The sequence below is a fragment of the Krasilnikovia sp. M28-CT-15 genome (assembly GCF_047159595.1).
Lineage (GTDB): Bacteria > Actinomycetota > Actinomycetes > Mycobacteriales > Micromonosporaceae > Actinoplanes.
In genome coordinates this window covers 2520533-2532481 of the sequence record NZ_BAAGAK010000001.1, presented here as the reverse complement: position 1 = coordinate 2532481, position 11949 = coordinate 2520533, and the positions used below count along the sequence as shown (strand labels likewise).

Here is an 11949-nt window from a genome sequence, read left to right as displayed (position 1 = left end):
GCACCGAGGCGGCTCAGCGCAGGGCGTCGATCGCGACCGCGATGAACAGGATCGTCAGGTACGTCACGGACCAGTGGAACAGCCGCATCGGCTTGAGCGGCTCCCCGCGGCGCCCGCGGCGCGCCAGCATGAGCGCCTCGCCGAGGAACAGCACACCGGTGATGATCGCGGTGACGCCGTAGACGATGCCCAGGCCCAGCGGCCAGGCGGCCAGCGAGGCGGCGACCGTCAGCACGGTCCAGAGCAGGATCTCGCCATTGACCCGCCGCGCGGAACGAACCACCGGGAGCATCGGAATTCCGGCCCGGGCATAGTCGTCCTTGTACGTGATCGCCAGCGCGTAGAAATGCGGCATCTGCCAAAAGAAGACAACGGCAAAAAGCGCCCAGGCGCCGGGGGCCAGCGAACCCGTCACCGCGGCCCACCCGATCAGCACCGGCGCCGCCCCGCACACCCCGCCCCAGAACGTGTTCTGCGGGGTGCGGCGCTTGAGCCACAGCGTGTAGACCAGGTCGTAGTACGCGATCGCGGCCGCGGTCAGCGCGGTCGCCAGCCAGTTCGTGAACGCGGCCATCAGCACCAGCGACACCGCCGCCAGCACCAGCCCGAACACGAGCGCCGCGCGCGGGGTCACCGTGTGCGCGGGCAGCGGGCGCCGCTTCGTGCGCCGCATCAACTGGTCGATGTCCCGGTCGAGGTAGCAGTTCAGCGCGCTCGCCGCGCCCGCGGCCAGCGAGCCACCGACCAGCACCACCGCGACCAGGCCGAGGCTTGGCCAGCCGTCCGCGGCCAGCATCATCGCCGGGACCGTGGTGACCAGCAGCAGTTCGACGATGCGCGGCTTGGTCAGCGCGACATAGGCCCGCAGCATCGCCCGGACGTCGCGGCGCGCCGCCGAACGGTCCGCCGGGAACGGTGCCGCCTCGCGCACGCTGGACGGCAGTCCCTGGGGACGCTCGGTGATCATGCTCACGGACAGCCACCTTCCGGCATCGGCGCGGACTTGCGCGCCCCTAGCCGGCGGGGCCGACGGCACGCGGGGACAGACTACGCGCAGCCCCGACGGCCGACCGGAGGACCCGTCCGGCGTGCACGGCGTCACACACGGCGACCGCCGAACCGGGCCGCTCACCTGTCCGCTCTCAGCGTATGGGCCTGCCAGGTTCGCCGGGCGGGTCTTCACGGGTAATGGATAGGGTCGAACGCGTAGGGTCCCCCCGATTCGCCCGAGGAGCAGAACCGACGTGGCTGGCACAGATGCTTTGAACTGGTCCGACCTCGACAGGCGGGCCGTGGACACCGTCCGCGTGCTCGCGATGGACGCCGTCGAGAAGGCCGGCAACGGTCACCCCGGCACCGCCATGAGTCTCGCCCCCGCGGCATACCTGTTGTTCAACCGCGTCATGCGGCACGACCCCACTGATCCGACCTGGCCGGGGCGCGACCGCTTCGTGCTGTCGTGCGGGCACTCCAGCCTCACCCTCTACCTCCAGCTCTACCTGTCCGGCTACGGGCTGTCACTCGACGATCTGGCCTCGCTGCGGCAGTGGGGTTCGCTCACCCCGGGTCACCCCGAGCACGGGCACACCCCCGGCGTCGAGACCACCACCGGCCCGCTGGGGCAGGGCATCGGCAACGCGGTCGGCATGGCGATGGCGGCCCGCCGCGAGCGCGGCCTGTTCGACCCCACCGCAGAACCCGGACGGTCCCCGTTCGACCACCACATCTGGGCGATCGCCTCGGACGGTGACATCGAGGAGGGCATCAGCCACGAGGCCAGCGCGCTGGCCGGCACGCAGCAGCTGGGCAACCTCACGCTGATCTGGGACGACAACGAGATCTCGATCGAGGACGACACCCGCATCGCGAAGAGCGAGGACGTCGCCGCCCGCTATGCGGCGTACGGCTGGCACGTGCAGACCGTGGACTGGCGCACCGAGGACCCGGCCGACGGCGAGTACCACGAGGACGTCGCGGCGCTGTACGCGGCGCTGCAGGCCACCAAGGCCGAGACCGACCGCCCGTCGTTCATCGCGCTTCGCACGATCATCGGCTGGCCCGCGCCGAACAAGCAGAACACCGGCAAGATCCACGGCTCGGCGCTGGGCGCCGAGGAAGTGGCCGCCACCAAGGAGATCCTCGGCTTCGACCCGCAGGCCAGCTTCGCGGTCGACGAGCAGGTCATCGCGCACGCCCGCGAGGTCGTGGACCGTGGCCGGGCCGCGCACACGCAGTGGCAGGCCGACTTCGACGCCTGGTCCGCGGCGAACCCGGAGGCCCGGGTCCTGTTCGACCGGCTGGACGCGCGCACCCTGCCCGACGGCTGGGCGGACGCGCTGCCGGACTTCCCCGCCGACGCCAAGGGCGTGGCCACCCGGGCCGCCTCCGGCAAGGTGCTCGACGCCCTCGCCCCGGTGCTGCCGGAGCTGTGGGGCGGCTCAGCCGACCTGGCCGAGAGCAACAACACCACGATGAAGGGCGAGCCGTCGTTCATCCCGGCCGAGCACGCCACCAAGGCGTTCCCCGGCCACGAGTACGGCCGTACGCTGCACTTCGGCATCCGTGAGCACGCGATGGGTGCCATCCTCAACGGCATCGCGCTGCACGGCGGCACCCGCCCGTACGGCGGCACGTTCCTCGTGTTCAGCGACTACATGCGCCCGTCGGTCCGGCTCGCCGCGCTGATGAAGCTGCCGGTGACGTACGTGTGGACGCACGACTCGATCGGCCTGGGCGAGGACGGCCCCACCCACCAGCCGGTCGAGCACCTGACCGCGCTGCGGGCCATCCCCGGCCTCGACGTGGTCCGCCCCGCCGACGCCAACGAGACCGCCTGGGCGTGGCGCGGCGCGCTGGAGCACACCGACCGCCCGACCGCGCTCGCGCTGAGCCGCCAGGCCCTGCCGACGATCGACCGCGGCAAGTACGCCTCCGCGGAGGGCGTCCTCAAGGGGGGCTACATCATCTCCGAGGCCACCGGCGGGCAGCCGCAGGTGATCCTCATCGGCACCGGCTCCGAGCTGCAGTACTGCCTCACCGCCCAGGAGCGGCTGGAGGCCGACGGCACCCCGACCCGGGTCGTGTCGATGCCCTGCCAGGAGTGGTTCTTCGCGCAGGACACCGCGTACCAGCAGCAGGTGCTGCCGCACGGGGTCAAGGCCCGGGTGTCCGTGGAGGCCGGGATCGCCCTGAGCTGGCACCGCATCCTGGGTGACTGCGGCGAGGCGGTCAGCATCGAGCACTACGGCGCCAGCGCTCCGGCCGGGGTGCTGTTCGAACAGTTCGGGTTCACCGCGGACAACGTGGTGGCCAAGGCCCACGCCGCCCTCGCGAAGGTCGGCGAGATCACCGGTACGACCACCGGCAACTGATCTTCACAAGCGGTTCGGACGTACTACCAGCTCGGATACTGAGCTGCCTAGACGGTTCGCCGCAGTGCACGACGAAGAAACGAGGAGTAGCGCGATGACCGACAGGCTGGCCGAGCTCTCCGCCACAGGTGTGGCGGTCTGGCTCGACGATCTATCACGGGTACGGCTGACGACCGGCTCGCTGGACAAGATGCGCCGTGAGCAGCACGTGGTCGGCGTGACCACCAACCCCACCATCTTCGCCAAGGCCCTCGCGGACGCGGACGCGTACGACGAGCAGCTGCGCGACCTGGGCACCCAGGGCGTCACGGTGGAGGAGGCGGTGCGCCTGCTCACCGGCTACGACGTGCGCTGGGCGTGCGACGTGATGCGGCCCGCGTACGACGCGTCGGGCGGGGTCGACGGCCGCGTGTCCATCGAGGTGGACCCGCGGCTGGCGTACGAGACCGCGAAGACGGCCGCCGAGGCGCGGACCCTGTGGTGGCTGGTGGACCGGCCGAACCTGTTCATCAAGATCCCGGCGACCGAGGCGGGCCTGCCGGCGATCACCGCGACCCTGGCCGCGGGGATCAGCGTCAACGTCACGCTGATCTTCTCGCTGGAGCGGTACAAGGCGGTCATGGACGCGTTCCTGTCCGGTCTGGAGCAGGCCAAGGCGAACGGCCACGACCTCACGAAGATCGGCTCGGTGGCGTCGTTCTTCGTGTCCCGGGTGGACACGGAGATCGACAAGCGCCTCGACAAGATCGGCACGGACGAGGCCAAGGCGATGCGGGGCAAGGCCGCGATCGCCAACGCGCAGCTGGCGTACGAGGCGTACACCGAGGTGTTCGCGACCGACCGCTGGCAGAAGCTGGCCGACGCGGGCGCCCACCCGCAGCGTCCGCTGTGGGCGTCCACCTCGACGAAGAACCCGGACTTCCCGGACACGATCTACGTCGAGGAGCTCATCGCCCCCGGCACGGTCAACACCATGCCCGAGTCGGTGATCTTCGCGTTCGAAGATCACGGCACGATCCGCGGCGACACCGTCACCGGAGCGTACGAGTCGGCCCGCAAGGTCCTCGCCGACCTGGCCGCGCTCGGCGTCGACTACGACGACGTGGTGCGGGTGCTGGAGGAGGAGGGCGTCGAGAAGTTCGAGGCGAGCTGGGTCGAGCTGCTCGACAGCGTCGGCAAGTCGCTGCGCGCGGCCGCCCAGGGCGCCGCACACCCCAGCGACGCCGCGAAGGGCGCCTGAGGTTCCCGTCCGCCCGGCCGGTTCCCCCGGCCGGGCGGTCACACCCCGACCCGCCACCGTACGGGGGCACCACAAGCTGGCAGGATGGGACACGTGGGTAATCCGCTGCGCGCACCACAGGACCGTCGCCTGCCCCGGATCCCGGAGCCCTGTGCTCTGGTGATCTTCGGGGTCACCGGCGACCTGTCCCGCAAGAAACTCATTCCGGCGGTCTACGACCTCGCCAACCGCGGCCTGCTGCCGCCCGGCTTCGTGGTCCTGGGCTTCGCCCGCCGCGACTGGGGTGACGGGGACTTCGAGTCCCTGGCCTACCAGGCGGCCAAGAACGGCGCCCGCACCCCGTGGCGCGACGATGTCTGGCAGCGACTGGCCAGCCAGTTCCAGTTCGTGCCCGGCTCGTTCGACGACGACGCCGCGTTCGACCAGCTGGCGGGCACGCTGGACGAGCTGCGTGAGCGCAACGGCATCGCGGGCAACGCCGCGTTCTACTTCTCCATCCCCCCGGCCGCGTTCCCGATGGTGCTCAACCAGCTCAACCGCACCGGGATGGCGGACAACGCCAAGTCGGGTGGCTGGCGCCGGGTCGTGGTGGAGAAGCCGTTCGGCAACGACCTGAAGACCGCGATGGAGCTCAACCAGCTCGTCGACGAGGTCTTCACCCCGCAGGACGTCTTCCGCATCGACCATTACCTGGGCAAGGAGACGGTCCAGAACATCCTGGCCCTGCGCTTCGCGAACAGCCTGTTCGAGCCGGTGTGGAATTCGAAATACGTCGACAGTGTCCAGATCACCATGGCCGAGGACGTCGGCATCGGCACCCGCGCCGCGTTCTACGACTCCGCCGGGGCCGCCCGCGACGTGCTGCAGAACCACCTGCTGCAGTTGCTGGCCCTGGTGGGCATGGAGGAACCGACCAGCTTCGACCCCAACGAGATCCGCGCCGAGAAGCTCAAGGTGCTCAAGGCGGTCAGCCTGCCCGCGGACATCGCGCAGGGCTCGGTGCGCGGGCAGTACCTGCCCGGCTGGGTGGCCGGTGAGCGCGCGGTCGGATACCTGGAGGAGAAGGGGGTGCCCGCCGACTCCACCACGGAGACCTACGTGGCCGTGCGGCTGGGCATCCAGAACCGCCGCTGGGCCGGGGTGCCGTTCTTCGTCCGGGTCGGCAAGCGGATGCCGCGCCGGGTGACCGAGATCGCGATCCTGTTCAAGCGCGCACCGCACCTGCCGTTCAACCCGGCCGACGTGGAAATGCTCGGCCACAACCAGCTCGTCATCCGGGTCCAGCCCGACGAGGGTGTGGTGCTGAAGTTCGGCTCCAAGGTGCCGGGCACCACGATGGAGGTCCGCGACATCGCGATGGACTTCCAGTACGGCGAGGCGTTCACCGAGTCCAGCCCCGAGGCGTACGAGCGGCTCGTGCTCGACGTGCTGGTCGGGGACCGGACCCTGTTCCCGGACGCGGCCGAGGTGGAGCAGAGCTGGCGGGTCATCGATCCGCTGGAGGCGGCGTGGGCCGGGACCACCCCGGAGCCGTACCGTTCCGGTGAGTGGGGCCCCCGGGCGTCCGACGAGATGCTGGCCCGCGAGGGCCGCGCCTGGAGGCGAGCATGATCGGGTTGTGGGACACCACCGGCAACGAGGTGGTCAAGGCCCTCGCGGCCGAACGCCGCTCCGCGGGCGGCGTGGCCAGCGGCCTCGCGCTGACCCTGGTGGCCGTGGTCGAGGAGAAGATGGTCCGCGAGGCCGAGGCCGCCGCCACCATCGCCGCCGCGGCCCACCCGTGCCGGCTGCTCATCGTGGTCCGCTCGGACCTGGACGGCCGCAGCCGCCTGGACGCGGAGATCGTCGTGGGCGGCCGCCTCGGGCCTGCTGAGGCGGTCGTCATGCGCATGTACGGCCGCCTCGCCCTGCACGCCGAGTCGGTGGTCATGCCGCTGCTGGCCCCGGACGTGCCCGTGGTGACCTGGTGGCACGGCGAACCACCCGAGATGATCGCGAACGACTTCCTCGGCGTGGTGGCCGACCGGCGGATCACCGACTCCAAGCAGGCTCCCGACCCGGTGGCCGCGCTGGTGCAGCGGGCCCGCGACTACGCCCCGGGCGACACCGACCTCACCTGGACCCGGATCACCCTGTGGCGCACGCTGGTCGCGGGCGCGTTCGACACCACCGAGGAGGAGGTCGTCGGCGCGAAGATCGTCGCGCCGCGCACCGACCCGACGGCCGCGCTGATGTCCGGCTGGCTCAAGTCGCGGCTGCACATCGACCCGGAGTGGGAGCACACCGACCGGGCACCGCGCATGCATTCGGTGCAGTTGCAGTGCGCCAACGGCGACTGCGTGACCGTGACCCGGGAGGAGGGCACGGCGCTGTTCAGCCGTACCGGTCAGGAGGACCGGTACATGCCGCTGCCGAAGCGGCCCGTCGGTGACGAGCTGGCGGAGGAGCTGCGGCGGCTCGACGCCGATCAGATCTACGCCGAGGCGCTGGGCGCGATGGCCGGCGTCGCCGACCTGGATCAGCGCCCCGCGATGCGGGTGCACGTGTGGAAGGATCCGGCGCTCGCCGCGCGCGCGGGCGCACCGGAGGGCGCCATGGCCGGGCCCGGCGGCTCGCCCGTCTGACCCGTCCACGCGGGCCGGCCCGGCTGGTCCGGGTGCCCGCCGAATGCGGCACCCGGGCGCTCGCCGCCAGTGGTCCGTGCCGAACCACCGGGGGCGTCCGGCTCCTCGCCGCGGCCCCGTGACGACAAGGGAGAACATGAGCGAGACGGTTGTGGTGGTCGTCCCCGACGCCGACATCCTGGCGTCGGCCGTGGCCGCGCGCCTGGTCGTGAAGATCATCGACGCGCAGGCCGAACGCGGGTGGGCCGGCATCGTGCTGACCGGCGGACGGGTCGCCGCGAAGGTGCTGCGTGCCGTGCGCGACCTGCCCGCCGCGGACGCGATCGACTGGTCACACGTCGACCTGTGGTGGGGCGACGAGCGGTTCCTGCCCGCCGGTGACCCGGACCGCAACGAGACCCAGGCCCGCGAGGCCCTGCTGGACGCCCTGCCGCTGGATCCGGCCCGCGTGCATCCGATGCCCGCCGCCGACGGCCCGGACGGGGACGACGCCGCGGCCGCCGCCGCCCGGTACGCCCGTGAGCTGGCCGCCGCGGCCAAGCCGGGCAGCTCCGAGCTTCCGCATTTCGACGTGCTCATGCTGGGTGTCGGCGAGGACGGCCACGTGGCGTCGATCTTCCCGGAGCACCCGGTGTACCACGCGACCGGCACGACGGCTCCGGTGCACAACAGCCCGAAGCCGCCGCCGACCCGGGTCACGCTGACCCTGCCGACGATCCAGAGCGCCGAGGAGGTGTGGCTGGTCGCCGCCGGCCCGGACAAGGCCGCCGCGGTAGGCATGGCGATCAACGGGGCCGGACCCAAGCAGCTGCCCGCGGCCGGGGCCACCGGCACCGACCGTACGTTGTGGCTGCTGGACCGGGCCGCCGCCGCGAACGTCCCGTCGAAGCTGCGCAGCCTGCGCTGAGCGGCCGGGCCGTGCCACCCGCGCCGCTGGCCCACGTGTACTGGATCGGCGGGGGCAGCGGGGCGGGCAAGTCCACGGTCGCCCGGCGCCTCGCGGACGAGCACGGCCTGCGGCTCTACGTCACGGACGACGTGATGGCCGAGCACGCCCGGCGCAGCCCGGCGGCCGGCAGTCCCGCTCTGGCGGACTTCCTCTCGATGGACATGGACGAGCGGTGGGTCCGGCGCAGCCCGGAAACGATGCTGGCGACGTTCCACTGGTTCCGGGGCGAGGGCTTCGACCTGATCATCGACGACCTGATGCGGATGCCGCCGGGCCCGGGGGTGCTCGTCGAGGGTTTCCGGCTGCTGCCGGAGCTGGTACGGCCGTGGGCCGCGCCGGGGCAGGCGGTGTGGCTGCTGCCCACGCCCGGTTTCCGCCGGGCCGCCTTCGACAGCCGCGGCTCGACGTGGCAGATCGCGGACCGCACGAGCGATCCCCCACGAGCCCTGCGCAACCTGATGGAACGCGACCGGATGTTCACCGACCGTCTGCGCGCGGACACCCGCCGCCTGCACCTGCCGGTCATCGAGGTCGACACCGCGTCGACCGAGCGCGACCTGGCCGACCGGGTGAGCCGGGCCCTCGCGCTGCGGCCTCCACCCGGCACCTGACAGCTCCCGGCGCGGCGGGGATCACATAACCAGCTTGTATAAGCCGGTGATATAAATCAGGCATGTCCCAGGTCACGGAGGGCGCCGTCGTCGCGTCCGCGTTCGAGCGGCTGTACGAGGCGCTGCACCGCCTCACCCCGCGTGACGGCCTGAGCCTCACCGCCGCCTCGACCCTGCGCCGCCTGCAGCGTCGCGGCCCGCACCGGCTCTGCGCCCTGCACGTCGCCGAGGGGGTGACCCAGCCGGCGATGACACAGCTCGTCACCCGGCTCGAACGCGACGGCCTCGCCACCCGCGGCCCCGACCCGGGCGACCGCCGCGTGGTGGTCGTGACGATCACCGAGGCGGGCCGCGCGCTCGTGGCGGACCGCCGCGCCCGTTACGCCGCCGCGCTCGCGCAGGTGCTCGACGACCTGGCCGCCCCCGACCGGGCGGCACTGCTGGCCGCGCTGCCCGCGATGGAACGGCTGGCCGAGATCATCGCCGAACGATGAGAGGTGCACGCGTGTATTCCGCGGATCACCCGCACTACAAGTGGGTGGCGTTGTCGAACACGACGCTCGGCACCCTGCTGGCCACGATCAACGCGTCCATCGTGCTGATCTCCCTGCCGGCGATCTTCAAGGGCGTCGCGCTCGACCCGCTGCAACCGGGCAACGTCTCCTACCTGCTGTGGATGCTCATGGGCTACATGCTGGCGACCGCCGTCCTGGTCGTCACGCTGGGCCGCCTCGGCGACATGTACGGCCGGGTCAAGATCTACAACGCCGGCTTCGCGCTGTTCACGGTGACCTCGATCGTGCTGGCGCTGGACCCGTTCACCGGTGGGTACGGCGCGCTGTGGCTGATCGGGTGGCGGGTCGTGCAGGCCGTCGGCGGTGCGATGCTCATGGCCAACTCGGCGGCCATCATCACCGACGCGTTCGACGTGCGGCAGCGGGGCATGGCGCTGGGGGTCAACATCGTCTCCGCGCTCGCCGGGTCGTTCATCGGTCTGGTCGCGGGCGGTGTGCTCGCCGAATGGGACTGGCGTTCGGTGTTCTGGGTCAACATCCCGCTCGGCGTGCTGGGCACGGTGTGGGCGTACCGGTCGCTGCACGACACCGGGGAACGGCGGCACGCGCGCATCGACTGGTGGGGCAACGCGACGTTCGCGGTCGGGTTGACCGCGGTGCTGGCCGCCATCACGTACGGCATCCAGCCGTACGGCGGGCACACCATGGGCTGGAGCAACCCGTGGGCCGTGGCCGGTCTCGCGGGCGGCACCGTGGTGCTGGCCGCGTTCGTGGTCATCGAGAAGCGGGTGGCGGAGCCGATGTTCCCCCTCGCGCTGTTCCGCAACGCCGCCTTCACCAGCGGCAATGCCGCCAGCCTGCTGGCCGCGGTGGCCCGCGGCGGCCTGCAGTTCATGCTCATCATCTGGTTGCAGGGGATCTGGCTGCCGCTGCACGGCTACTCGTACGAGTCGACGCCGCTGTGGGCCGGCATCTACCTGCTGCCCATGACGATCGGTTTCCTGCTGGCCGGCCCGCTGTCCGGGTACCTGTCGGACCGCTTCGGTGCGCGCCCGTTCGCCGCTGGTGGCCTGCTGGTGATGGCGGCGTCGTTCCTGGGCCTGCTGTTGCTGCCCGGCGACTTCTCCTACCCGGTCTTCGCCACCCTGATCTTCGTGAACGGGCTCGGCGGCGGGCTGTTCTCCGCGCCGAACACCGCGCTGGTCATGTCCAGCGTGCCCGCGGCCATGCGGGGCGCGGCGTCCGGGATGCGGGCCACGTTCATGAACGCGGGCCAGGTGCTCTCGATCGGGGTCTTCTTCTCGCTCATGGTGGCGGGCCTGGCGGACTCCCTGCCGGGCACGTTGGCCTCCGGCCTGAGCGCGCAGGGGGTGCCCGCGGCGACCGCCGCTCAGGTCGCCCAGCTGCCACCGGTGGGCACGCTGTTCGCGGCGTTCCTGGGCTACAACCCGATCGCGGAGCTGCTGGGCCCGCAGGTCCTCGGCGCCCTGCCGCCAGCGAACGCGGCCGCGCTCACCGGCCTCGCGTTCTTCCCCCGGCTCATCGCGACGCCGTTCCACCACGGCCTCGTGATCGTGTTCTGGCTGGCCGCCGCGATGGCGGTCATCGGTGCCCTCGCCTCGCTGGCGCGCAACCGGCCGCCCGTCCGTACGCCGGCGCCGCGCATGGCCGGACCTGGCGGTTCGCACGACGCCGGAACCGGGGACGCCACCGCGGGCGCCGGGGTGGGGGCACCGGCTGGCCGCACGGGCGATTCCGGCTGAGCTCGCCGAGCGGCGTCACGCGGCGAGGAGCTGCGGCACCTTGTCGAACAGCTGCGTGGTGTACGTCATCATCTCGTGCAGCATCCAGTTGCCGCTGACCAGCAGCGCCACCCCGACCCCGGCCGCCTTGGGCACGAAGGACAGGGTCGCCTCCTGAATCTGGGTGACGGACTGGAACAGCGAGATCGCGAAGCCGATCAGCAGCGCGGTCAACAGGATCGGCGCGGCCATCTTCGTGGCGATGGTCAGTGCCTGCATGGCCAGCTCAACGATCATTGCGTCGGTCATGCCATCCCGTTCGGGAGCAAGCCGGGTTCAAGAAGCGCAGATCGGGCGCGCGCGGGTTGCCGTTGGGTTCGGCCCGCCGGATCCCTCAAGTGGGACCGGCGTCGTTGCCCCCTCAGGCGCCCGCCGGCCGTCCCCGGGACGAGATCTGCTGCACGGCCCACGCGTTGCCGTCCGGGTCGCTGAAGAACACGAAACCGACGTTGTCGAGCGGATCCGGCATGGGCCGCGGGTTCTCCCCCAGCACCTGCACCTCGCTGCACTCGACACCACGCTCGGTCAGTTCGGCGTGGGCCCGCCGGATGTCCGCCACGACCAGCTGCAGCCCTTTCAGCGAGCCCGGCGGCATCTGCGGCACCACCTCGTTGCCGATGACGATCGAGCAGCCGGAGCCGGGCGGGGTCAGCTGCACCATCCGCCCCGTCTCGCCGAACCGCGTGTCATGGTCGACCGCGAAGCCCAGCCGATCCGCGTAGAACGCCTTCGCCCGGTCCAGGTCCGAGACCGGCACGATGACGACTTCCAGGGTCCAGTCCACCCGGCCATGATGCCATCAGCGCCCGGCGCAGGGCGGCACGGCGCGCGCGGCGA

Annotated in this window: 11 protein-coding genes; 8 read left to right on the top strand and 3 right to left on the bottom strand. The window is 71.7% G+C overall.

What is annotated here, in order from left to right; all coding sequences use genetic code 11:
• Positions 1–13: 13 nt before the first annotated feature.
• Positions 14–973: a heme o synthase gene (locus tag ACMCNO_RS11965; protein ID WP_412749477.1), complete on the bottom strand. Its 960-nt coding sequence runs from the start codon at positions 971–973 to the stop codon at positions 14–16.
• 343 nt (positions 974–1316) lie between these two features.
• Between ACMCNO_RS11965 and tkt the strand changes: the two genes are divergently transcribed.
• The 8 genes from tkt to ACMCNO_RS11925 all read left to right on the top strand — a co-directional run bounded on the left by tkt (position 1317) and on the right by ACMCNO_RS11925 (position 11073).
• Positions 1317–3371 (top strand): transketolase, encoded by a 2055-nt coding sequence (gene tkt / locus ACMCNO_RS11960; RefSeq protein WP_412753680.1) that lies wholly within the window; start codon positions 1317–1319, stop codon positions 3369–3371.
• 94 nt (positions 3372–3465) lie between these two features.
• Entirely contained in the window at positions 3466–4611 is a 1146-nt protein-coding gene (tal, locus tag ACMCNO_RS11955) for a transaldolase (protein ID WP_412749476.1), read from the top strand.
• Positions 4612–4704: 93 nt separating this feature from the next.
• A complete protein-coding gene (zwf, locus tag ACMCNO_RS11950; protein ID WP_412749475.1) occupies positions 4705–6222 on the top strand; it encodes a glucose-6-phosphate dehydrogenase in 1518 nt (505 codons plus the stop codon).
• Positions 6219–7235, top strand: coding sequence for a glucose-6-phosphate dehydrogenase assembly protein OpcA (locus ACMCNO_RS11945; protein WP_412749474.1), 1017 nt, complete (start codon positions 6219–6221; stop codon positions 7233–7235). Before zwf ends, ACMCNO_RS11945 begins: the two co-directional genes overlap by 4 nt.
• Positions 7236–7371: 136 nt before the next feature.
• Positions 7372–8142, top strand: a complete 771-nt coding sequence (pgl, locus tag ACMCNO_RS11940) for a 6-phosphogluconolactonase (RefSeq protein WP_412749473.1) — start codon at positions 7372–7374, stop codon at positions 8140–8142.
• A complete protein-coding gene (locus ACMCNO_RS11935; RefSeq protein ID WP_412749472.1) occupies positions 8082–8795 on the top strand; it encodes a hypothetical protein in 714 nt (237 codons plus the stop codon). Before pgl ends, ACMCNO_RS11935 begins: the two co-directional genes overlap by 61 nt.
• A 62-nt stretch (positions 8796–8857) precedes the next feature.
• Entirely contained in the window at positions 8858–9289 is a 432-nt protein-coding gene (locus ACMCNO_RS11930) for a MarR family winged helix-turn-helix transcriptional regulator (protein WP_412749471.1), read from the top strand.
• 11 nt (positions 9290–9300) lie between these two features.
• Positions 9301–11073, top strand: a complete 1773-nt coding sequence (locus tag ACMCNO_RS11925) for an MFS transporter (protein WP_412749470.1) — start codon at positions 9301–9303, stop codon at positions 11071–11073.
• A 15-nt stretch (positions 11074–11088) separates the two neighbouring features.
• Here ACMCNO_RS11925 and ACMCNO_RS11920 read toward each other — a convergent pair whose 3' ends face one another.
• Positions 11089–11361 carry a flagellar biosynthetic protein FliQ gene (locus ACMCNO_RS11920; RefSeq protein ID WP_412749469.1) on the bottom strand — a complete coding sequence of 91 codons (273 nt, stop codon included), beginning with the start codon at positions 11359–11361 and terminating at the stop codon, positions 11089–11091.
• Positions 11362–11473: 112 nt separating this feature from the next.
• Entirely contained in the window at positions 11474–11896 is a 423-nt protein-coding gene (locus ACMCNO_RS11915) for a VOC family protein (protein WP_412749468.1), read from the bottom strand.
• Between the last annotated feature and the right edge of the window lie 53 nt (positions 11897–11949).